The organism is Roseicitreum antarcticum, from assembly GCF_014681765.1.
GTDB lineage: Bacteria > Pseudomonadota > Alphaproteobacteria > Rhodobacterales > Rhodobacteraceae > Roseicitreum > Roseicitreum antarcticum.
Genome location: NZ_CP061498.1, coordinates 1,724,137 through 1,746,882, shown reverse-complemented (window position 1 = coordinate 1,746,882; position 22,746 = coordinate 1,724,137). Strand labels below are relative to the sequence as shown.

The 22,746-nt window shown below is 65.2% G+C and carries 21 protein-coding genes and 1 pseudogene; 5 read left to right on the top strand and 17 right to left on the bottom strand.

The features are described 5' to 3' along the window. Window positions 1–2 precede the first annotated feature (2 nt). The 4 genes from trxA to H9529_RS08280 all read right to left on the bottom strand — a co-directional run bounded on the left by trxA (window position 3) and on the right by H9529_RS08280 (window position 3,885). Window positions 3–905 (bottom strand): thioredoxin, encoded by a 903-nt coding sequence (gene trxA / locus H9529_RS08295; RefSeq protein WP_092887220.1) that lies wholly within the window; start codon window positions 903–905, stop codon window positions 3–5. 75 nt (window positions 906–980) lie between these two features. Continuing rightward, window positions 981–1,769, bottom strand: a complete 789-nt coding sequence (locus tag H9529_RS08290; RefSeq protein WP_092887223.1) for an exodeoxyribonuclease III — start codon at window positions 1,767–1,769, stop codon at window positions 981–983. Window positions 1,770–2,128: 359 nt separating this feature from the next. Next, window positions 2,129–3,028 carry a class I SAM-dependent methyltransferase gene (locus H9529_RS08285; protein ID WP_092887226.1) on the bottom strand — a complete coding sequence of 300 codons (900 nt, stop codon included), beginning with the start codon at window positions 3,026–3,028 and terminating at the stop codon, window positions 2,129–2,131. Window positions 3,029–3,198: 170 nt separating this feature from the next. Continuing rightward, a complete protein-coding gene (locus tag H9529_RS08280; RefSeq protein WP_092887229.1) occupies window positions 3,199–3,885 on the bottom strand; it encodes a response regulator transcription factor in 687 nt (228 codons plus the stop codon). A 157-nt stretch (window positions 3,886–4,042) separates the two neighbouring features. On the opposite strand from H9529_RS08280, the gene ribA reads away from it, so the two are divergent. Together ribA and H9529_RS08270 are read left to right on the top strand one after the other, a co-directional pair. Then, a complete protein-coding gene (ribA, locus tag H9529_RS08275) occupies window positions 4,043–5,158 on the top strand; it encodes a GTP cyclohydrolase II (protein WP_092887232.1) in 1,116 nt (371 codons plus the stop codon). A gap of 8 nt (window positions 5,159–5,166) precedes the next feature. Next, window positions 5,167–5,676: a L,D-transpeptidase family protein gene (locus H9529_RS08270; protein ID WP_092887235.1), complete on the top strand. Its 510-nt coding sequence runs from the start codon at window positions 5,167–5,169 to the stop codon at window positions 5,674–5,676. A gap of 300 nt (window positions 5,677–5,976) precedes the next feature. Here H9529_RS08270 and H9529_RS08265 read toward each other — a convergent pair. From H9529_RS08265 to hslO, 8 genes and pseudogenes are all read right to left on the bottom strand, one after another. Continuing rightward, window positions 5,977–6,471 (bottom strand): annotated as a pseudogene (locus H9529_RS08265) (L,D-transpeptidase family protein); the annotation flags it as partial. Between the two features lie 48 nt (window positions 6,472–6,519). After that, window positions 6,520–7,320, bottom strand: coding sequence for an ion transporter (locus H9529_RS08260; RefSeq protein WP_092887241.1), 801 nt, complete (start codon window positions 7,318–7,320; stop codon window positions 6,520–6,522). Window positions 7,321–7,343: 23 nt separating this feature from the next. Next, a complete protein-coding gene (locus tag H9529_RS08255) occupies window positions 7,344–8,582 on the bottom strand; it encodes a class I SAM-dependent RNA methyltransferase (RefSeq protein WP_092887244.1) in 1,239 nt (412 codons plus the stop codon). Further along, entirely contained in the window at window positions 8,579–10,411 is a 1,833-nt protein-coding gene (locus tag H9529_RS08250; protein ID WP_092887247.1) for an ABC transporter ATP-binding protein, read from the bottom strand. Before H9529_RS08250 ends, H9529_RS08255 begins: the two co-directional genes overlap by 4 nt. A gap of 170 nt (window positions 10,412–10,581) precedes the next feature. Then, window positions 10,582–11,178, bottom strand: coding sequence for a LysE family translocator (locus H9529_RS08245; protein WP_092887250.1), 597 nt, complete (start codon window positions 11,176–11,178; stop codon window positions 10,582–10,584). Between the two features lie 288 nt (window positions 11,179–11,466). Continuing rightward, complete coding sequence (locus tag H9529_RS08240) at window positions 11,467–12,639, bottom strand: CCA tRNA nucleotidyltransferase (protein ID WP_092887252.1); 1,173 nt, start codon at window positions 12,637–12,639, stop codon at window positions 11,467–11,469. Then, window positions 12,636–13,238, bottom strand: coding sequence for a CoA pyrophosphatase (locus H9529_RS08235; protein ID WP_092887255.1), 603 nt, complete (start codon window positions 13,236–13,238; stop codon window positions 12,636–12,638). Before H9529_RS08235 ends, H9529_RS08240 begins: the two co-directional genes overlap by 4 nt. Further along, on the bottom strand, window positions 13,228–14,217 hold the full coding sequence (hslO, locus tag H9529_RS08230) for an Hsp33 family molecular chaperone HslO (RefSeq protein WP_092887258.1): 990 nt from the start codon (window positions 14,215–14,217) through the stop codon (window positions 13,228–13,230). The genes H9529_RS08235 and hslO overlap by 11 nt, the downstream gene beginning before the upstream one ends. A gap of 77 nt (window positions 14,218–14,294) precedes the next feature. Between hslO and H9529_RS08225 the strand changes: the two genes are divergently transcribed. Next, on the top strand, window positions 14,295–14,744 hold the full coding sequence (locus tag H9529_RS08225; RefSeq protein ID WP_092887261.1) for an NUDIX domain-containing protein: 450 nt from the start codon (window positions 14,295–14,297) through the stop codon (window positions 14,742–14,744). A 101-nt stretch (window positions 14,745–14,845) separates the two neighbouring features. On the opposite strand, the gene H9529_RS08220 is transcribed toward H9529_RS08225, so the two are convergent. Then, the gene (locus H9529_RS08220; protein WP_223814336.1) at window positions 14,846–16,111 is read right to left on the bottom strand and encodes a PP2C family protein-serine/threonine phosphatase; all 1,266 of its coding nucleotides are present in this window, start codon (window positions 16,109–16,111) and stop codon (window positions 14,846–14,848) included. 148 nt (window positions 16,112–16,259) lie between these two features. Here H9529_RS08220 and H9529_RS08215 point away from each other — a divergent pair, with 148 nt between their 5' ends. Next, window positions 16,260–16,628, top strand: a complete 369-nt coding sequence (locus H9529_RS08215; RefSeq protein WP_092887264.1) for an Hpt domain-containing protein — start codon at window positions 16,260–16,262, stop codon at window positions 16,626–16,628. 159 nt (window positions 16,629–16,787) lie between these two features. Here the strand turns inward: H9529_RS08215 and H9529_RS08210 are convergent, their stop codons facing one another. The 3 genes from H9529_RS08210 to H9529_RS08200 form a co-directional block, all read right to left on the bottom strand. Further along, a complete protein-coding gene (locus H9529_RS08210; RefSeq protein WP_092887267.1) occupies window positions 16,788–17,546 on the bottom strand; it encodes a metallophosphoesterase in 759 nt (252 codons plus the stop codon). 130 nt (window positions 17,547–17,676) lie between these two features. Next, window positions 17,677–19,272: a phosphoglycerate dehydrogenase gene (gene serA / locus H9529_RS08205; RefSeq protein WP_092887269.1), complete on the bottom strand. Its 1,596-nt coding sequence runs from the start codon at window positions 19,270–19,272 to the stop codon at window positions 17,677–17,679. Between the two features lie 61 nt (window positions 19,273–19,333). Further along, complete coding sequence (locus tag H9529_RS08200; protein ID WP_092887272.1) at window positions 19,334–20,479, bottom strand: phosphoserine transaminase; 1,146 nt, start codon at window positions 20,477–20,479, stop codon at window positions 19,334–19,336. A 144-nt stretch (window positions 20,480–20,623) separates the two neighbouring features. Between H9529_RS08200 and serB the strand changes: the two genes are divergently transcribed. Further along, the gene (gene serB / locus H9529_RS08195) at window positions 20,624–21,499 is read left to right on the top strand and encodes a phosphoserine phosphatase SerB (protein WP_092887275.1); all 876 of its coding nucleotides are present in this window, start codon (window positions 20,624–20,626) and stop codon (window positions 21,497–21,499) included. Between the two features lie 19 nt (window positions 21,500–21,518). On the opposite strand, the gene H9529_RS08190 is transcribed toward serB, so the two are convergent. Further along, entirely contained in the window at window positions 21,519–22,736 is a 1,218-nt protein-coding gene (locus H9529_RS08190; protein ID WP_092887278.1) for a glycosyltransferase, read from the bottom strand. Between the last annotated feature and the right edge of the window lie 10 nt (window positions 22,737–22,746).

The window sequence follows — 22,746 nt, the reverse complement described above, 5'->3', positions numbered from 1 at the left end:
CATCATGCAAATATCATCGAGCTTAATTTCCGCCGTCCACGGGTACCAATGGGGTCGCCCGGTTTCAGCGCATCGAAGATGGTAAACAGCTGTGTCTTGGCCGCGCCCTCGTTCCATTCCCGGTCGCGGCGGAACAACTCCAGCAGTTGTTCCACGGCGCCTTCGACATCGCCGTTGGCATAGAGCGCCTGCGCCAGATCGAACCGCGCCTGATGGTCGGCAGGGTCGGCATCGACGGCGGCGCGCAAGTCGTCCACCGGGCCTGCGTCTGCGGCCTGCCGGGCGAGTGCCAGTTGGGCGCGGGCTGCGTCTACCTCTGCGGCCTTGGCGATTTCTGGGGGGGCATTGGCGATCAGCGCGTCGGCCTGATCCAGTTCGCCCATGGCAATGTAGCTGCGCGCAATGCCGCTGAAGGCGCCTGCGTTATGTGGCTCTTCGCTCAGGATGGCGGCGAAGGTCTGGGCGGCATCGGCGGCAGTACCGTCGGTCAGCATTTCCTCGGCGGCTGCCATCGCTTCGGCCAGCCCGCCGTCCCCGGCAAGGGCGGCCGCCTTGTCCACGAAGGCCTTGATCTCGCTGGCAGCAAGGGCACCCTGAAAACCATCGACCGGCTGGCCTTGCCAAAAGGCATAGACCGTGGGGATCGACTGCACGCGCAGCTGCGTCGCGATCTGCTGGTTCTGATCGACGTTGATCTTGACCATCCGTACCTTGCCATTGGCGGCGGTCACTGCCGCCTCCAACGCTGGGCCCAGCGTCTTACAGGGGCCGCACCAGGGGGCCCAGAAATCCACGATCACCGGTACTTCGCGGCTGGCTTCCACCACGGTTTGCATGAAATCCTGTTCTGATCCCTCAGAGATCAGGTTTTTCGCGGCGGCTGTGCCCGCGCCCAGTTCAAGCATTTTGTGTTCCTCTGAAAAAGTGTCTCGCCATATATGTGTGCGCCCCCGGTCTGCGCCAAGGGTGTGGTTCCGTGCTTAAAGATCAAACGTGGCAAATACCGGCGCATGGTCCGAGGGCTGGGTCCAGCCCCGCGCGCCTCGCATAATGCGCGAGGCATGCGCCGACCCGGCAATGTCGCCGCTGGCCCAGATATGGTCCAGCCGGCGCCCCTTGTCCGCCGCGTCCCAATCGGGCGAGCGGTAGGACCACCAGCTATAGAGCGGCCCTTGCGGTATGTCGGCGCGTGTCACATCGACCCAGCCGCCGGCCTCCTGAGCATCGCTCAGGTGCGCGACCTCTACCGGGGTGTGGCTGACGACCTTCAGCAGTTGCTTGTGGTTCCATACGTCATCTTCGCGCGGGGCGATGTTCAGATCCCCCACCAGAATGGCGCGCCCGGGACGATCCTCGCGGAAATGGTCGCGCATTTCGGTCAGGAAATCCAGCTTATGGCCGAACTTGTCATTGATCTCGCGGTCCGGCACATCGCCGCCGGCCGGGACATAGCAGTTGTGGATGACGGTGCCATCCTCCAGCCGGGCGGCGACATGGCGCGCATCGCCCCGGCCCACCCAGTCGACATGCCCCGCATCCGCCAACGGCAGGCGTGACAAGATTGCCACGCCATTATAGCCCTTTTGTCCGCGCGCCACCATGTGCCCGTAACCCAGCGCGGCAAAGTCCTCCAACGGGATCTTGTCGACGGGGCTTTTGCATTCCTGAAGGCACAGGATGTCCGGGGCCTCCTCTTGCAGCAACTTCTGCACCAGCCCGGTGCGAAGCCGGACCGAGTTGATGTTCCATGTTGCCAGTGTAAAGCCCATACTGTCCCCCGGGTCGGTTGCCTGCCCTCGGCAAAACATATTTCGCGCGGAAAGAACAGGGGCGGACGAACCGGGGGCCAGAAGAACCGCCCGGTTTCAGACACAAAAGGCGAAACATCACGAAGCGTCCCATCCCCGCCGGGGGGGGCGTATTGCGCATGCACGGGCGGCGGGCGCGTCCACGCATGGTCGGTGGGGGCTTGACGTCGGAGCCGCGTCGCCCGCCGCTACTGTGCCGCGTCTTGGGTGGCGGCGGGTGACGCAACGGACGCGCCCGCCTGGGCGCTGGATCGCCCGGCCGCTGGTGCTGCGGGCTGGGCCACGACCCCCCCGGCGGTTGGCGGCAGGTGGGGCACGCCCTAGGCGGGCGGCTCGACGGCGGCAGGACGCTGCGCCAGCCTGACCTTACTGCGTCGCGCATTCTCGGAGCCAGCCTCGGGCGCGGTTGGGCGCGCGGTTGGGGGCGCGGTTGGGGTGGCCGGTTCGGGGGCGCTGTCCGTCGCGCTGGTCAGGGCGACGGCGGCGGCGGCCCCGGCAATGACGCTGATGCCATCTGCGGCGGTTGTCGGGCGCAGGCTGCACGTCATGCGCCGGATGGTTTCATTGCGGAAGTAATCCCAAACGCCCCGCCGCTGATCGTCGGGCAGCGTCAGCCAAGGCGACCATGCGACATCAAACCCCAGCGCCTGCGCCATGCGGTTCAGCGCGCCCACGCTGGGCGTCCCCACAATCGCAGTGGTCTGCCCGTCCACCTGAGGAGCGGCATTGAGGCTTTTGTCCGTCTTCTCATACGCCACATGGATGAACGGGTTTTCCGTGCGCACGAACTCTCCGTCGATGATGACCAGACGGGGCTGCAATGCGCGGACCTGGCGAAGGATGCGGAAATGATCCATCACATGATACATGATCCCATACAGCGCGACCACATCATAGGTGGCGCCTGACGCTACCAGCCGGTCCAGGTGGTCGAACAGGTCCTCGGTTGTGAGCGAGACGTTGGCCTTGAACGGCGTATCGGGGAAGTCGTCAAACTGTGCCACCGTTTCGGCCCGCGCCTCGACCCCATGGACCGATGTCGCCCCGGCGCCGGCCAGCGCATAGCTCCACCTGCCGTCATGCGCGGCAATGTCCAGAACGCGCGCGCCTTGCAGGTCGGCGGCATAGGGCGTGACCAGAAAGTCATGGCGCCGGTTCATCCGTGCGACGGCGCGGTCGTCATAATGCTCCCGACCGCTGAGAAAGTTGAAAAATGCCATGCCGTCTCTCCCAGAAAGCGCGCCAAGACGCCCCAAGGTATGGTATAATGGCTAACTCAGGGTAAAGGCAATTTCCGCCGGGGCAACAGCCTTTTTCCCCAGCCGCAACAGTGGGGCCGACCCGCCGCAGGCCCCACCATGCACACTCAATTCGGTTTTCTCCCGCCCCTTCAGGACACCAGCTTGTAGCCGCCCGACTCCGTGACCAGAAGCTGCGCATTCGACGGGTCAGGCTCGATCTTCTGGCGGAGACGGTAGATATGGGTTTCCAGCGTATGCGTGGTCACCCCTGCATTATACCCCCAAACCTCGTGCAAGAGCACGTCGCGCGCGACAACACCATCAGGCGCGCGATACAGGAACTTCAGGATGTTGGTCTCTTTCTCGGTCAGGCGGATCTTGCGGTCCGTCTCATCGACCAAAAGCTTCATCGCCGGTTTGAACTGATACGGCCCTAGTTGGAAAATCGCGTTTTCGGATTGTTCATGCTGGCGCAGTTGGGCGCGGATGCGCGCCAGCAGGACCGGAAACTTGAACGGCTTGGTCACATAATCATTGGCGCCCGCGTCCAGACCCAAGATGGTATCGGCATCGGAATCATGCCCGGTCAGCATCAGGATGGGACACTTGACCCCCGCCTTTCGCAGACGTTTGCACAGCTCACGTCCGTCGGTGTCGGGCAGGCCTACATCCAAGATCGCCAGGTCGAACTGGCCCGCCTTGATCTGCTCCATCGCCTCGGCGCCGTTTGCGGCCTCGAACACATCGAAATCTTCGGTGGTGACCAGTTGCTCGGACAGCGCTTCGCGCAGATCGTCATCGTCATCGACCAGAAGTATCTTGTTCACTTTCGCCATGGTAAATTCCTCTTGCTACTGGCTCACAGATGCGTGCGCGGGGTAGGACCTGCAAGAATTGCAACAAAGGTCTCACGCGGACGTGTCGCAGGGCGGTGGATTGTTTCAATTCCGTCGCAGGGGCGGTACATAAGCTGGACAAACAAGGTGCCGACGCATGACCCTGACCCCTTCCCCCGTTGAGCAACTGAACCGCGCCCGCGCCGATCTTCGGTTGGGCGTGCCGATTGTCCTGACCGGAGGCGCCGGGGGCGAAGCCCAAGCCCAAGCCCAAGCCATTATCTGCATCGCGGCAGAGCTTCTGACTGCCACGCGCCTGCAAGATCTGCGTGATCTGGGCGGCGAAGTCGTGCTGGCGATCACCGCGCACCGGGCGACGACGCTGAAGGCGCGGCCCTATGATGGCGATCTGGCGCGGGTGGCGCTGCCCCGGGACGCCGGACCTGATTGGGTGCGCGCGCTGGCCGATCCTGCCGATGACCTGCGCTATCCGATGAAGGGGCCGCTGGTTTCCGTGCGGACTGGCCGCGCCGATCTGCACCGCGCTGCGCTGGCGCTGGCGAAATCCGCGCAGGTGCTGCCCGCAGTGGTGGCCGTCACGGTATCCGACGGTGGCGCGCTGGCGCTGCGCCATGGGCTGACGCTGTTGCGCGGGGCGGATGCGCTGTCCGACAGCCTGCGCTCGGCGCCGCTGCACCCGGTCATCAGCGCGCGCCTGCCCATGGCCGCCTCGGCCGCCGGGCGGGTGCATATCTTCCGCCCCGATGATGGCGGGGTGGAGCATTATGCCATCGAGATCGGGCAACCCGACCGCGCCGCGCCGGTGCTGGCGCGCCTCCATTCGGCCTGTTTCACCGGCGATGTGCTGGGCAGCCTGAAATGCGATTGCGGCCCGCAGCTGCACGCCGCCCTGTCCCAGATGGGCGCAGCAGGGGCGGGGGTGCTTTTGTACCTCAACCAGGAGGGACGGGGCATCGGCCTTGCCAACAAGATGCGCGCCTATTCGCTGCAAGATCAGGGGTTTGACACCGTGGAGGCCAACCACCGTCTGGGGTTTGAGGATGATGAGCGGGATTTCCGCATCGGCGCGGCAATCTTGCTGCGCATGGGGTTCAGCGCGGTGCGCCTTCTGACCAACAATCCCGCCAAGGTTGCCATGCTGGACGGCGCAGGCGTGCGCGTGGTCGAAAGCGTGCCGCTGCGGGTAGGCGCGACCGATCAGAACCGCGCCTATCTGGCGACCAAGGCGGCCAAATCGGGGCATCTGCTGTGAAGGGCCGGATGTCTGCGCGCTTCGGAGACCTTGTGGTGACGCCCGCGGGCGCGTCGTTCCGGGGGCGTCATTTCCCCTGCGCCACTGGGCGGGGCGGGTTCGTCACGGCCAAGCGCGAGGGGGATGGCGCGACGCCCATCGGCGTACACGGCTTTGTCGGGCTGCTCTACCGGCCAGATCGGGTGGCGCGCGCCGATTTGCCGGACTGGGCGCTGCCCATCGGGCCGCGCGACCTATGGTCGGATGATCCACGGGATGAGGATTACAACCTGATGGTCCGTGCGCCCTATGCGCCCCGCCATGAGAAATTGCGCCGCCCCGATCCGCTCTATGACATCGTGCTTCTGACGAATTACAACTGGCCGTATGCGGAACGCGGGCGGGGGTCGGCGATCTTCGTGCATCTGTGGCGTGGGCCACGCTATCCGACGGCGGGCTGCGTGGCCTTCCGCCGCGACGATCTTCTATGGATCGCCAACCGTATTGGCTATCGGACGCGGTTGATCGTCCGGGGTTGATTGCTCCCTGCAGATTGCCGCATGCGTATGGTCTGCGCAGGGGTGGCGCTGGCCGCGTTACCGGGGGGCTGGCCGTGCCATGGGAGCAACCGCGCGCGCAGGCACCAGCGCGGGCAGGGGCATCGGCACCACGCCCGCGCCCGCAGGCGGCGTGGTCATGGGCATCGGGACGGCTTCCAGCGGATAGACCGGCATCGCCGTCGGGGCTGGCCCCGTTACTGGCCCCATCACTGCCCCAGGCACTGGGACAGGCAGCGCCATCGGCGGGTGGTCCTTGTCGATCTCGGGCACCGGGCGCGCCGCGAAGACCTCGATGGGCGTGCCGTTACGGACCATGGCGTAGATATCTTCCATCTCGCGGTCAGAGACGGCGATGCAGCCGTCGGTCCAGTCGCCACGCGCGCGCTGGAACCTGGGGCCCCACCCGTGGATGAAGATGTCGCCGCCTGCATCCACGCCGCGCTCGGCGGCCTGCGCCAGATCGGCCGCGTTCGGGTAGGACATGCCGATGGAAAGGTGAAACGCGCTTTCGGGATTGCGCCGGTCGATGACATAGCGGCCCTCGGGCGTGCGTCCGTCACCGCGGGTGGTCTTGTGCCCGATCGGATCGCGGCCCAGCCCGACGCGGAAGCTGCGCAGTACACGGTCATGATGCATCAGCTCCATCTGACGCTCGGCCTTGTAGATGCGGATTTCCGTCACTTCGGGACCGTCGTAGGTACGGAACCTGGACTGGCTGCAAGACGCCAGCGCGCCCATGAGCCCGAACATCAGAATAACACGCCAGAATTGCATGACTGCCCCTTATTTTTGGGCCGTTATGCCGGAACTGCGCCGCAAAACCTAGCGGTTATCGTGCTCACTCGCGGCTTTGTCAGCGGCATTCAGCCGCGCCTCGATGGCGCGCAGGCGCACCAGAACTTCATCGCGGTACTCATCGGTCTTGGCGTTGGATTCCGCCATATGCGCATCTTGCATCGAGTTCACGATGAGGCCGACCAGCAGGTTGACCACTGCGAAAGTGGTCACCATGATGAAAGGCACGAAGAACGCCCATGCGTAGGGGTATTGCTCCATCACCGGGCGCACGATGCCCATGGACCACGATTCCAGCGTCATGATCTGGAACAGCGTATAGCCCGAATTACCAAGATCGCCGAACCATTGTGGGAAACTGCTGGAAAACAGCTTCGTCGCCATGACAGCGCCGATGTAGAACAGCATCCCCATCAGCAAGAACACCGACCCCATGCCGGGCAGCGCCTTGATGAAGCCTTCGACCACGCGCCGCAGGCTTTGGCTGACCGAGATGACGCGCAACAGCCGCAGGATGCGCAGCGCCCGCAAGACGCTGAAGGTCTGGGCACCCGGCACAAGTGAGATGCCGACGATCAGAAAGTCGAAGTTGTTCCTGCCGTTGCGGAAGAAACTCAGCCTTTGGGCATAGAATTTCAGCGCCAGTTCAGCGACGAAAATCGCCAGACAGGCGGTGTCCAGCGCGATGATCAGCGGGCCGATGCTTTCCATCAACGGGCGGGAGGTTTCCATGCCCAGCAAAACAGCGTTGAAAACAATCACAGCAATAATGCCATTGCGCACCCAGGACAGGTTCAGAAAGGCGGCAACTCTGTCGCGGCTGGTCATCGGGGGCCTTTATCGGTTGGAGGTCAGTTACGCGGCATATGGGGCTTGGTGAACCTTGCCGCAAGTTCGACATGCGGCGACCAGCGGAATTGATCGACGACCTGCACCCAGTTGAGCACATAGCCGCCATCGATCAATATCTTCGCATCGCGCGCGAACGTGACGGGGTTGCACGACAGGGCGGCGATGACGGGCATGTCCGACTGGGCAAGCTCGGACACCTGTGCCTCGGCCCCGGCGCGGGGCGGGTCGATGACCACGGCATCATAGCCTTTGAACTCGGGCGGCAGCAGGGGGCGCCGGAACAGGTCGCGTGCCTGGGTGGTCACGCGGCGCAGGTGCGGCGCCTGCCGCCAGCCGGTGTCCAGGGCGGCCAGCATGGGTGCTTCGCCCTCGACCGCCAGAACCTCGGCCGTTTCGGCCAGTGGCAACGTAAAGGTGCCGCTGCCCGCAAACAGGTCCACCACCCGGCGTGAATCGCCCACTGCGTCGCGCACAGCGGCCAGTAGCGCGCCTTCGCCCTGCGGGGTGGCTTGCAGGAAGGCCCCCGGTGGCGGGGCGACATGGGCGCGGCCAAAGGGTTGCGTTGGGGGGGCAGCCTGCGCCACGATTTCGGCGTCCCAGGCCAGTCGCGCCACGGGATTGGCCCCCGCCCAGGCGCCCAGTTCGGCACGCAAGGCGTCATCCAGCGGCTTGCCGCCGGTCACCGCGATGTCCAGCCCTGCAGCGGCATGCGTCACGGTCAACGCGATCTCGCCCTTGCGTGAGGCAAAGCGTGCGGTCAGATCCTCCAGCAATGGAAAGGCAGCCGTCAGCGCAGGATCCAGCAGGTGACAGTCCGGCACGGCGGTCATGGTGCCCGAGGCGCGGCCGTGAAACCCGACCAGCGCGCCGGATTTCAGCCGTCGCCCCGCCAATGTCGCACGTCGCCGACTATAGGGCGGCGAGGTATGGATGGCGCGGAACGGCGCATCCAGCCCCTGCGCGGTCAGGGCGCGACGCACCACATCCACCTTCCACGCGGCCACGAAAGGGTCGCTGGCGTGCTGCAACGCGCAGCCGCCGCAGGATTTGTAATGCCGACAAGGCGCGCTGACCCGGTCCGCCGAGGGCGTGACGATGCGCGGCGCTGCCATGCGGCTTTCCGTGACCTCGCCCTCGATCACCTCACCGGGCAGGGTGCGCGCGGCAAAGATGCCCTCGCCGGCCACATTGGCGATGCCGTCGCCCAGATGGCCCAGCCGTTCGATGGTTATGATCACTCTGCCGCCTCTTTCACGTCGATGAACCCGCCCGATTGCCGGGTCCAATAGCGGGCATACCGCCCGTTCGCTTCCAGCAATTCGCTATGGGTGCCCTGTTCGACAATGCGCCCCGCGTCAAGCACGATGATGCGATCCATCTCGGATATGGTGGAAAGGCGGTGCGCGATGGCCAGCACCGTCTTGCCGCGCATCAGCGGCCCCAGGGCGGATTGCACGGCGGCCTCCACCTCACTGTCGAGCGCGCTCGTCGCCTCATCCAGCACCAGGACGGGGGCGTCTTTCAGAAACGCCCGGGCCAGCGCGATGCGCTGCCGCTGCCCGCCGGACAACCGCACACCGCGTTCACCCAGATGCGCCTCGTATCCCTTGCGGCCGCTGTGATCTTCCAGATCGCCAATGAATTCATGGGCTTCGGCGGCGCGGGCTGCGGCGATGACGTCATCCATCGTGGCATCAGGCTTGCCATAGCGGATGTTGTCGAGGGCCGAGCGGTTGAACATTGCGGTCTCTTGCGTGACCATGGCAATGTTGCGCCGCAGGGATTCCTGCGTCAGGCCGCGCAGGTCTTGCCCGTCGATGGTGACGCGACCGCCCTCGGTATCATAAAGCCGCAGCAGCAGCGCCACGAAGGTGGATTTCCCCGCGCCCGAGGCGCCAACGATGCCGATCTTCTCGCCCGGTTTGATGTGCAAACTGATCTTGTCGATCCCGCCCGCGTTGCGGCCATAGGCGAAGCTGACGTCTTCAAACCGGATATCGCCCTGCGCGCGGCCCAGTTCACGGGCGTCCACCGCGTCGGTCAGGCTGTGGGGCGGGGTCAGGGTCTTGATGCCGTCCTCGACCTCGCCCAGGTTGGCATAGATCGACATCAGCACGAAGCTGACCCATCCGGTCATCTGCGCGATGCGGATCGACACTGCGCCCGCCGCTGCGATGTCGCCCGCGCTGGCCGTGCCGCGCGACCACAAGATCAGCGTGCCGCCGATCAGCAGCACCGGCAAGATCCCTGCGACGGCCATCAGCGACAGGCGGAACCATGCCTGAACCGTGCCAAATTCAATGGCCCGGCCGCGAAAGGTGGCCATGGCATTGAGGGCGGCGCGATCTTCGAAACGGTCATGGGCGAACAGCTTCACCGTCTTGATATTCGTCATGGTATCAACGACTTGCCCCGTCACCATCGCCCGGGCGCTGGCCTGTGCGGCGGCGCGTTTGCGCACCGCAGGCAGGAAGAGACGGATGAGCGAGAGGTACCCCACCAGCCATACCGCCAGCGACGCCGCGACCCACGGGTTGATGCTGAGCAACAGCACCACCGACCCGACCAGAGACGCCCCCGCGAAGGCCACGGTATTGATGAATTCGCTGGCCACATCGGTCACGGCCCGGGCGGTTTGCATCTGTTTCTGTGCGATCCGGCCTGAAAAGTCGTTGTCAAAGAAGGTCACCGGCTGGCCCAGTGTCCAGCGGTTGATGCGCGACAGCACAAGCGGGGTCACATTGGGACCCACGACGATGTTGTTCGCCGCCGCCGCCAGCCCGAAAGACAGCGGGCGCAATGCCACGAAGAATACCGCAAATCCCAGCAATATCAGCCAGTTATCTGAAAAGAACTGCCCGGGCCCTGATGCCAGTGCCGCGTCGATCACTTGCCCCAGCACCACGGCGGACAAAACCTCCAAAACGCCTGCCAGCGCCGACAGGATGGCGGCCGCGACCAGCACCGGCCATGACCCGCGCAGGGCCCAGGCAATGAAGCCCCACAGCTTGCGCGGCGGAGGGCCTGCGGCGGGTTGGAAAGCGTCGATCAGGTTTGAGATATGCATGGTCAGGCATCCTTGGGGCAGGTCCGCGCCACGATCCGGAAAGACGATTCGGCAAGACGATTATGGGCGTCCCGAATCGCGATTTTCCGGGTATGGAAAGCGTATGGCTTTGGTATGGATTTAGTACATACGCCGAGGCATGACACCCCGAAGGCCGCCATCAGAGGTATTTAACTGATTAACAGATAGATGACACCCAGTGCGATGGTGCCGCCCATCACATAGTTGAAACCCCGCAACCGCGCGGGCGAAGACAGCCAGCGCCGCATCGCATGGCCCGCAAAAAGCCAGCCAAGCGCCGAGGTGATCGCCGAGAGGATGAAGGCGAAGGTCACGATCATGGCGGTCAGATAGGGCGCGTCGGCGCGCACGAATTGCGCCGACAGGGCCACGGCCATCACCCAGCCCTTGGGGTTGATCCACTGAAACGCTGCGGCCTGCACGAAGGTGAAGGGGGTGGGTGCCTTCTCCGCCTTGGCCACCCGGTCGGCGGTGGCGATTTTCCATGCGACCCAAAGCAAAAGCGCTGCGCCGCCATAGCGCAGGATTTCGCGCAGCAGCAGGGATTGCTGAAACGCCTCGCCCAGGAACAGCGCGACGATGAAAACCATCAAGGGAAAGCCGATGACAATGCCCATCACCAGCGGCAGCGAGGCGCGGATGCCAAAGTTCACGCCCGAGGCCGCAAGGATCGCGTTGTTCGGCCCCGGGGTCCAGGCCGAGACCATGGCGAGCGTCAGGAGCGTCAGGAAAGTGTCGATGGGCATGGCAGGCCTTTGGGGGAATAGGTGTGTATCGCTGACCTTTTATCGAAGGGGTCAGGGGGCGTGTCAAGGGCTGCGGCGCGGCGGGATTGTGCCATGAACGCGACGCGCTGGAATTCGGGTGCCTTGCTGGGTGCTGAAAACGCCCGGCAATCAAGGTCGGGCGCCCGCGGTCTGGGGAAGTGTTCTTTGCGCGCGCGCCGAAGCCGGGGGTGCGCGTTGTGCTTTTCATATTGCGGTCAGGGAGCAAAGTCCACGGCAAGCGGCGCGGCGCGTGCAGGGGCTTTGCGCTTAGGCGAGAAGCTCTGCGCGGGTCAGGCGGAAGCCCGATGCGATCCAGCGGTCCTGAAGGCGGGTCAGCTCGGCGCCGAGGGCGGGGCCTTGCAGGTTGGGCATCAGGTCGGCGGCGCGCACGGGAAACTGCGCCTGTGCCCCGTGTGCGATTTCCGACTGCCAGCCGGGTGCAGGCGGCATGCCCATAAGCGCGGCGCGGGCAAGGGTGGCGTCGGTGGCAAGGCCCGCACCCAGCCGGTAGCCAAGTGCTGCCGGGGGATCGGGGCGGGCGATGGCGTCACGCAGCGCGGACAGGTCGCGCAGTTCGGCGCGTGACAGGCGCAGCGCGGCGCCGGGGTCAGCCCCGCCCAGCACCGCAAGGCGGCGCAGCCAGTGGGGGGGGATGCCCGTCGTGGGAGGTTGCGATTCCAGATGGATCAAGGGGGCCAGCGCCAAAGGGTCCGCGCCGGGCAGGATCGCGGCGAGCACCCCGGCCTGAGCCATGGCGGCGGTGGCCGGCGCGGGGTCGGGGGCGGACAGCAGCTTGCGCACCTCGGCCCCGACACGTTCGCGCGACAGGCCCGCCAGCCCGTCCAGCCCGGCGGCGCAGGCAGCAAGGCCCTGCGCGTCGATGCCGCCCGCCGGATCGGCGTAATGCGCGTGGAAGCGGAAGAACCGCAGAATGCGCAGGTCATCCTCGGCGATGCGGCGGGCGGGATCGCCGATGAAGCGCACGCGGCGGGCCTCAAGATCGGCCAGCCCGCCGCCCAAAGGGTCGCGCACCCGGCCCGTGGCATCGGCATAGAGCGCGTTGATGGTGAAGTCGCGCCGCGCGGCGTCTTGCGCAATGTCGGTGGTGAAGGCGACGGTGGCGTGGCGGCCATCGGTGGCGATGTCGCGGCGCAGGGTCGTGATCTCAAACGCGGTGCCGTCGATGATGACGGTGACAGTGCCATGCGCGATCCCGGTGGGCAGGGCGCGCAACCCGGCAGCTTTCGCCAGGGCCAGGATGGTTTCGGGTGCGGCATCGGTGGTGATGTCCAGATCGGCGACCGGCAGATGTAGCAGCGCATCGCGCACGCAGCCGCCGACCAGCCACGCCGCATGGCCCGCGCCGGTCAGCATGGCGCAGGCCGCCTGTGTGGCGGGGCTGTTCAGCCAATCGGCGCGGAGGTGCTGCGCCTGGCTCATGGCTGATCCATGCGTTGCGCCAGATTGTGGAGGATGCGCGCGGTTGCCCCCCAGATGTAATAGGGGCCGAGCGGCACGGTGTAGAAATAGCGCCATTGCCCCAACCAGCGCCGCCGTTCGACGCGGTAGCGCGCAAGGTTGGCGATATGGTCGAAGGGGACGGCAAAGATCTCGGCCACCTCGCCGGGTTGCGCACGCGGTGTGAAAGGGGTGCGGACGCGCGCCAGTACCGGGACCACCTGAAACCCGGTGACGGTTTCATGCGGGGTCAGGCGGCCAAGGATTTCCACATTGGCGGCAGGCAGGGCGATTTCCTCGGCGGCCTCGCGCAGGGCGGCGGCTTCTGGCGTCGCATCGCCGGGGTCCATCTTGCCGCCGGGGCAGGCGATCTGGCCCGGGTGGTGGCGCAGATGCGAGGCGCGTTTGGTCAGCAGCAGTTCGGCGCCGCGCGGCCCGCTCTGGAACGCCAACAGCACGGCCGCATCGCGCAAGACGCGACCTTCGGCGACGGCAAAGTCGGGGTTCAGATCATAATCGCTGGAGGGCGGTGCGGGCTGCGCCAAGGCGTGGCGCAGCCGTTGGAACGGATCAATCGGCATCGCCTTCAGCCTCAAACCCCAGGGTTTTGGGATCGAAAACGTAATGCGCGCCGCAGAACTGACAATCTGCGGTGACGGTGCCTTCCTCGGTCGTCATGCTGCGGATGTCCTTTGCCGAATAGATCGACAGGCTTTGCCGGACCTTGTCGGCAGAACACGAACAGCCGAAATGCACAGACTGGGGGTCGAAGACGCGCGGCCCTTCCTCATGAAACAGGCGCACCAGAAGATCCGTGGGCTGGACCGAGGGGCCGACAAGCTCCAACTCCTCCACGGTGTCCAGCAGCATGTTGGCGCGGGTCCAGTGTTCGGCGTCGTCCCCCTCAAGGACATCGGCGGCGTCCAACAGACCGCCTTCGCCCGACCCGCCCGCATTGGCGAAAGGTGAGGCTTTCGGCATGGTCTGCAACATCACACCGCCCGCGCGCCAGTGCGCCGCCGCACCCGGAAGCTGGCTGCGGCCATAGGTCAGGGCGAAGCGGGTCGGCAGCTGTTCGGATTGCGCGAAATAGGTCTGCGCGCAATCGGCCAGCGACTTGCCGGTGATCGGGGTGATGCCTTGATAGGGCGTGGTGCCAGCGCCCTGGTCGATCAGGATCGCAAAATACCCTTCGCCGATCTGCGAGAACGGCGCCGCATCGGGGGCCAGCCGGTCGGCATCAAACGCGGCATAGGCGCGGATGCGGGCAGGCTCGCCCGGGGCGCTGGGGGCGAAGTAATCGGTAGCGATCAGCCGGGCGGCACCGCTGCCGCGGATCTGAAGCGACAGTTTCCAGCGCAGCTTCATGGTCTGGCCGATCATTGCGGTCAGCAGCGCGGCCTCGGCCACCAGCGCCTCGATCTGTGGCGGGTAGGCGTGCTGTTCCAGCACCTTTTCCAGCGCGCCATCCAACCGCGCGACGCGGCCCCGGATGTCCGAGCGGTCAAGTTGAAAGGGCAGGACGGTGTCGTCCCAGGCGATTTGTCCACCGAGGGTCATTGGGTTTCCTTAGCATTTCGGGCTTGGCTTTAAGGGGGCATATATGGTCTGAAGGTCCGCAGGCCAAGGGGAACCACATGATCAGACGATTTGGCGCGCCGCGCAACCGTGCCCAGACCTATACCCGTCGTCCTGGCGTCTATGCGGTCTTGTTGCGCGGAACGGATGTCTTGCTGACCTTTCAGGCCGAGCCCGAGCCGGAATTCCAACTGCCCGGCGGCGGGATCGACCCGGGTGAGGCCGCGCTGCCCGCCCTGCACCGCGAGGTGTGGGAGGAAACCGGCTGGCGCATGGCGCCTTTGCGGCGGCTGGGGGCGTTTCGCCGCTTTGCCTATATGCCGGAATACGACCTTTGGGCCGAGAAGCGCTGCACGGTATATCTGGCGCGTCCGGTTCGGTGTTACGGTGCGCCGGTAGAACCGGGGCACACCGCCGCCTGGGTGCCGCTGGCCGACGCGGCGGCGCTGTTGGGCAATCCTGGCGACCGGCATTTCATGGCCGCCGTGGCGCGGCGGATCGCGGGCTGACAGGGCGCGCCGTCAGCGGTGCGGCATGGCAACCCGGCGTCAGGTTGGTTGCGCTGAAGCATCCGATCTGCCCGCAAGTTTTGACAGAGGCTGCGCGCAGGTCATCCGCTGTATTCCAGCAAGGTGGCCGAGATGTCATCGGCAAATTCATCCCGCCCCGACCAGCGGGCCACATCCCAGACCAACGTATCCAGCAACGCCTGACCGCGCTGGTCGCGCAGCCGGTCGAGCAGGGTGGCAAGCCCGTCCTGGCCCAGTTCCTCACCCTGGGCATTGGTGCATTCGGTGACCCCGTCGGAGACGAACAGCAACCTGTCGCCCGGTAAAAGGTCGATCTGGAAGCCGTCGTATTCCGCCCCAGCGATCAATCCGACGGGCAAGCCCCCGTCGCCGAGCCATTCGATCGCGCCCGAGGCGCGTTGCACGATGGGATGCGGATGCCCGGCCTGCACCATCGCGACCTGCCCGTTGCGCAGATCGGCCACGCCATAGGCGAGGGTCGCATAGTTTTCTGTCCTCATCTCGGACAGGATCAGGTTGTTCATCCGTGTGGCGACATCGACTGGTGCGCGCGCGTGGTAGCCGTCTGCGGCGCAGAACAATGCGATATTCTGTTCCTTTGACGCGACCGACAGCAGGCCTGCCAGGCGCGCGGTCATCATGGCCGAGGCCACGCCATGTCCCGAAACATCGAAGGCAAAGAGGCCCAGAACGTCGCCCGTCACCGGAAAGAAGCCTACCATATCGCCGCCAATATGGCCGCAGGGCCGCAACAGGACCGACACCTGCGCGCGCCCGAAATCGCGGAACCGTTCGCGCACCAGCGATTGTTGCAGCTTCCGCGCCTCGATCAGATCGCCGTCCAGCGTGTCATACATGCTTTGCAGTTTACGCAGCGCATCGTGGAGCCGGGCGTTCTTGAACTGCAGCCGGTCTTGCAATTTCACCAGCCGGTCACCTGCCTTGATGCGGGCGCGCAGTTCGATCGCGTGCACCGGCTTGGCCAGAAAGTCATCCGCGCCGACATCCAGCCCTTCGGCGACCGCGCCACGGTCGGTCTTGGACGTCAGCAAGATGAAATAACCGTAGGTTTCACGCGCCATGGCGCGGAAGGCGCGGCACAGGTCGATCCCCGACATGCCCGGCATCATCCAGTCTGACAGGATCAGGTCCACAGGGTGGTCACGGCAGAGCGCCAGCGCCTCTGCCCCGCTGGCGGCTTGCAGCACGTCATACCCCCATTCGCGCAGGTGGAGCGCAATCAGGTGGCGATGCGCACGGCTGTCATCCACCACCATCACGGTCCGGATTCCACGGGCGTCTGCGATGAGATCGCCATAGGAATCAAGGCCTGACTGGTCGTTCACAAAGTACCTCCTGCGCCGGTGCCCTTCATGTATCGCGCCAAAACATTAATGGGTGGTGAATGCCCTGAAGTTTCCCAACGCGTGGTTCGCGTTGAGGGTTTGTTTACTTTTTTGCGTCACACCGGACGGGCAAGTATGGGAGCGCGCGATGATCAACTGGGACCGGCTGGAAGAATTGCAGACCGATGTCGGCGCGGATGCCTTTGGCCCCCTGTCCGCCATCTTCCTGGAAGAGGTGGATGAAGCGGTGCTGACATTGCGCGGGACCGCAGGCGGCCGTCCCGCGAACCAGGAAGAACGGTTTCATGCGCTGAAGGGCGCGGCGCTGACCCTTGGATTCGATGTGCTGGCCGCTGCCTGCGCGGGGGCCGAGGCGCAGGCGGCCCGGGGCCTTGATGCGGCGGCGCATGTGCCCGAAATCACACGGCTTTATGCCGAATCGCGCCGGTTGTTCATGCAAGATATGGCGCGCCAAGGAACGGATTGCGCCGCTGCCCGCACGCATTGCATGATATAGGACGCGCGCCCATGTGCCTTGTCTGCGCAGGGAATGCCTTGGGGCCGGGGCATCGCTGCGCGCGGCTACCGCGCCGTTCCGGCATGCCCGGAGTTTGTGGCTGGCAGGGGGCACAGCGCGCGGGCACGGCGCGCGGGCACGGCCAAGGATCGGCGGGGGTCAGGGCGCGGCGTTCTCGGGCGCCTCGGGCGTCAGGGGGACACGGCCCGCGTCGGTCAGGATCCATGTCTGGCGCCCTTCGACCACGATGGCGGTCAGGGGGCCGCCATAGGCGGCGCTGCTGTCGATATTGACCCGGTTTCCGTAATGAACCGCAGCATCCAGCGCGGTATGGCCGTGGACCACCAGAAAGCCGTGATCGTCGGTAAACTCCAGAAATGGCGCGCGAATCCAGACCAGATCGGTTTCGGCCTGCTCCTCCATTGCGATGCCTGGCCGGATCCCGGCATGGACATAGACCACCTCGCCCCGCCGATACCATGTCGGCCGGGACCGCAAGAAGGCACGGTCCGGCGCAGGCACGGCGGCGACGCCATCGATATGCACCTGCGCCACCGGGCGGTCGGCGGGATTCGCCACCCCATAGGAGGCCAGCGTTGCCGCGCCGCCGATTGCCGGGTGCAGATAGCTGTAGACCGTGCGCAGACCGTCATCCTGCGCGGCGGGATCGTCGAGGAAGAGGGCAAACATCCGGTCGTGGTTGCCCTTCAGCACCACCCAGTTTTCCCCCGCGTCGATGCCTTGGCGCAGGTGTGCGAGCACCCCACGGCTGTCGGGGCCGCGATCCACAAGATCGCCCAGATGCACGATCGGCGCATCCGCGTCACCACAGGCGGCGCGGTCGGCTTTGATCCGCGCATGGGCGATGTGCAATAGGTCCAGATGTCCGTGAATATCGCCGATGGCATAGGTCCGCATCTGTCATCCTTCTGGTTGCAAAGTCACGCCGCCAAGACGTCCTTCCGGGGCCGTTTGAACCGCGTATGCCACAAAAACACAAGCCCCCCGGGTGGGGGGCTTGATGAATACCAGACGACGGGTTGCCGTGTCAGACCATGTCGAACTGCAGCGGGCGCACCTGCTGGAACAGGCCCGTGGCGCGCAGCTTGTCCAGCACATGAACGGGCGGCTGTTCGTCCAGATACAGAAGTGCGATGGCGTCCTCGCCGGTCCGCGACCGGCCCAGCGTGAAGTTGGCGATGTTCACCCCGTTGCTGCCCAGCGTCTGGCCCAGCGTCCCGATCATGCCGGGCGTGTCCTTGTTGGTGGTGTAGAGCATATGCGCCCCGACCTCGGCGTCGATGGTGATGCCCTTGATCTGGATGAAGCGCGGTTTGCCGTCGGAAAAAACGGTGCCGGCGATGGAACGCTCGCGCCCCTCGGTCACAACGGTGATCTTGATATAGGCGTCAAACGCGCCGGATTTCGCCTGTGTGGTCGTAGCGATCTGCACGCCGCGTTCGCGCGCCAGCACGGGGGCCGAGACCATGTTCACATCCGGGTTGGTGGCCTTCATGATGCCCGCAATCACGCCGCAGTTCAGCGCGTCGAGGTTCATGTCGGCGACCGAGCCATCATAGAGGATGTTGATCGCCTTGACCGGGTCTTCGGTCAGCTGGCCCGCGAAAGCGCCCAGATGGCCCGCCAGTTTCAGCCACGGCCCCATCTGCGCGGCCTCTTCTGCCGTGACGGACGGCATGTTGAGCGCGTTTTGCACCGCACCCGTAAGCAGGTAGTCGGACATCTGTTCGGCGACTTGCAGCGCTACGTTTTCCTGTGCCTCGGTCGTGGCGGCACCCAGATGCGGTGTGACGACGACGTTTGGCAGGTTGAAGAGGGGGCTGTTGGTGGCGGGTTCCTCTGCAAAAACGTCGAAACCGGCACCGGCGACATGGCCGGACTTGATCGCCTCGGCCAAAGCGGCCTCATCCACCAGACCGCCACGCGCACAGTTGATGATGCGCACGCCCTTCTTGGTTTTGGCGATGTTTTCGGCCGACAGGATATTGCGGGTCTTGTCGGTCAGCGGCACATGCAGGGTAATGAAATCGGCACGGGCCAGCAGTTCGTCCAGATCCACCTTGGTGACACCCAGTTTCTTGGCGCGTTCTTCGGACAGAAAGGGGTCGAAGGCCACGACCTTCATGCGCAGGCCCAACGCGCGGTCGCACACGATGCCGCCGATATTGCCCGCGCCGATGACGCCCAGCGTCTTGTTGAACAGCTCAACGCCCATGAAGGCGTTCTTTTCCCATTTGCCGGCATGGGTCGAGGCACTGGCCGCCGGGATTTGCCGCGCCACCGCCATCATGAGCGAGATCGCGTGTTCGGCCGTGGTGACCGAGTTGCCGAACGGCGTGTTCATCACGATAACGCCTTTTTTCGACGCGGCGGGGATGTCGACGTTATCGACGCCGATCCCGGCGCGGCCGATGACCTTCAGGTTGGTGGCCGCCGCCAGGACCTTTTCGGTGGCCTTGGTGGCCGAGCGGATGGCCAGGCCGTCATACTGGCCGATGACTTCCAGCAAACGCTCCTTGTCCTTGCCCAGATTGGGCTCGAATGTCACGTCGATGCCGCGGTCGCGGAAGATCTGCACGGCGGTTTCCGACAATTGATCGGATACGAGGACTTTTGGTGCCATGATGTGGCTCCTTGACTGAAAAATGGGGAATGGGGCGGGGGCACAGGGCCCCCGCGAAATCTTATTGCGCGGCGATTTCCGCATGGAACGCATGCGCGACCCACGGCATCAGCGCCGCCACGTCCGAGGTTTCCACCGTAGATCCGCACCAGATGCGCAGGCCCGCGGGCGCGTCACGATAGGCGCCGATGTCCAGCGCAACGCCTTCTTTTTCCAGCCGTTTCGCGACCGCCTTGGCGAAGGCCGCGCCGTCCTTGATCCGCGTGTCGGTGAACTTCAGGCAGACGCTGGTGGTCGAGGCGGTGGCGGGATCTTCGGCCAGATTGGCGATCCAGTCGTTCGCGGCGACGAAATCATGCACCGCTTGCGCATTTGCATCGGCCCGGGCGATCAGCCCCTTCAGGCCGCCCACAGAGCGCGCCCAATCCAGCGCGACGAGATAATCCTCAACCGCCATCATGGAGGGTGTGTTGATCGTCTCACCCTTGAAAATACCCTCGATCAGCTTGCCGCCCTTGGTGAGGCGGAAGATTTTCGGCAGCGGCCATGCGGGGGTGTAGCTTTCCAGCCGCTCAACCGCGCGGGGCGACAGGATCAAGATGCCATGCGCGCCTTCGCCGCCCAGCACCTTTTGCCAGCTGAAGGTGGTCACATCCAGTTTGTCCCACGGAAGGTCCATGGCGAAGGCGGCCGAGGTCGCGTCGCACAGCGTCAGGCCGCCACGTTCAGCGGGGATGGCATCGCCATCGGGCATGCGCACCCCCGAAGTGGTGCCGTTCCAGGTGAAACAAACGTCGCGGTCGTAATCCAGCGCGGCCATGTCGACGATCTGGCCATAGGGCGCTTCATGCACGCGGGCGTCGAGCTTCAGTTGCTTGATCGCATCGGTGACCCAGCCTGCGCCGAAACTTTCCCACGCGACCATTTCAACCGGACGTGCGCCCAGCATGGTCCACATGGCCATTTCATAGGCGCCCGTATCCGAGGCCGGCACGATGCCGATGCGGTAATCTGCGGGGATGCCGAGGATTTCGCGCGTGCCCTCGATCGCGGCCAGGAGCTTTGCCTTGCCCACAGCCGCACGGTGCGAGCGGCCAAGGGCCGCGTCGGACAGGTGGTTCAGGGTAAAGCCGGGGATCTTGGCACAGGGGCCGGACGAAAAACGCGCATTTGCCGGGCGCGTTGCCGGGATCGACGTATCGGTCATGGTATCCTTCCAGATATAAGCCCTTCGTTGGGGAAGGGTGTCCCGAGATCGCATTTACGCCCAAGCCGGGGCTGGCGCAAGCGGCAAAATTGCGCTAGTTCCCCGCGGGTCGTTTCATCTGTTCTGCACCCGGAAAGGCTGCCGATGTTCACTGCAACCCTCATGACCAACCCCGCGACGCCCGTCCTCGATTCTGCCACCGCAACGGCGGTGCGCAATGCCTGGGGCGGGGGGGCGCTGCGGTGGTTGAACCCCGGTGTGGCGGTGGAATTTCCGCTGGACATGCGGCCCGACAACCTTTCCCGGGTCTGGGCGGACATGCAATTGCGCGGCATTGACCTGGCGGTGCAGCCTTCTGCCGGGCGGCGCAAGTCGATGTTGCTGGCCGATATGGACAGCACGATGATCGGGCAGGAATGCATTGACGAGTTGGCCGATGAGGCGGGCGTGGGTGAATATGTCGCGCAGATTACCGCGCGCGCGATGAACGGCGAGTTGGAGTTCGAGGGGGCGTTGCGCGAACGCGTGGCACTGTTGAAGGGGCTGGATGTCGCGGTCATCGACCAGGTTCTGGCGCGCCGCATCACCTATACGCCCGGCGGGCGGGCGTTGATTGCCACGATGCAGGCGCAGGGTGGCTATGCCGCGCTGGTATCGGGGGGCTTCACAGCCTTTACCGGGCCGGTGGCGGCGCATCTGGGGTTCGATGAGCACCGGGCGAATGTGCTGCTGGCCGGGGACGGCGTTTTGTCCGGCAGAGTGGCCGAGCCGATTTTGGGTCGCGCGGCCAAGGTCAGCGCGCTCTACGAGATCACGGCGCGGCGCGGGTTGCGCGCGGCCGATGTGATCGCGGTCGGCGACGGCGCGAATGATCTGGGCATGTTGGGCGTGGCGGGGGCGGGCGTGGCAATGCATGCCAAGCCCAGCGTGTCCGAGCAATGCGACCTGCGCATCAATCACGGCGATCTGACGGCGCTGCTGTATCTGCAAGGGTATGGCATCGAGGAATTCGCGGGCTGAGGCCGGGGCCCGGCGGCGTTCAGCACGCTTCGACGAACCGGATCAGCCGGGGCAGGCAGATGCTGCGCAGGTCGTAATTCTCGACCACGTGGGCGCGGGCGTTGTGGCGCAGCGATCTGAAGCTTTCGGGGTAGGCAAGCGCGTCGGTCAGGGTGGTGGCCCAGCCGTCGATGTCGAAGAAATCTACCAGCCGCCCGTGTACGCCGTCGGTGATGACCTCTTGCACCGGGGCGGTTTTGGAGGCGACGATGGCGCATCCCATGCTCATCGCTTCCAGCAGCGACCATGACAGCACGAAAGGCACCGTCAGATAGGCATGCACGCGCGTGACCTGCATCAGCCGCATATAGGTGTCGTAGGGCAGCTTGCCGGTGAAATGCACGCGCGTGGGGTCCAGCCGGTCGGCGACTTCATCCAGGAAGATGGTTTTCCAACTGCGTCCAGCGGGCGGGCGGGCACCATAGCTGACGTCGTCCCCGCCGACGATCACCACGCGCGCATGGGGCCGGGCGGCCAGCACATCGGGCAGGGCGCGCATGAAGATGTGATAGCCCCTGTAGGGTTCCAGATTGCGGTTCATGAAGGTCAGCACCTCATCGCCCGCGCGCAGGGTGGTGCCATCGGGCAGGGTGACGGTGGCCGACGGGTCGGGCGTCAGGCGGGCGGTGTCGATGCCGTCATGGATGATGGTCAGCCGGTCGCGGAAAGCGGCGGGGAACGTGTCGGCCTGAAACTCGGTCGGCGTCAGGGCGGCGTTGGCATGAAGCATGGCCAGCGCCAGATGCGCCTGCCGCGCGGTAACCGACAGCGCGCTGTCAAACGGGTCGGTGCTGAATTCGGGATCAAAACCGACATCGAGCCCGGTGCTGCCATAGAAGAATTCCGCATAGCTCAGGTGGCGGGCATCGGGCCAGACCTCGTGCAAGAACAACGTCTCGCCCCAGCCGCAATGGCCGAAGACCACATCGGGGACAAACCCGTGCCGGTCGCGCAGTTGACGGGCGGCGCGGGCGGCGCGGTGGCCCCTGTCGGTCATGGCGGTGAAGGTGCGGCCCAGCCGGGTCTGGCCGGGGTCGGGGGCCGGATCGGGGAAGGGGTAGCGGACGGTTTCTACGGGGCTTTCGCGCTGGTTATGCGCGGCGGTCAGCGCCAGTACCTGATGCCCGCGCGCCTTCAGCGCGGGGGCGAGGTGCAGGAACTGACCGGGAAAATTCTGATGGATGAACAGAATTTTCATGCCCACACTT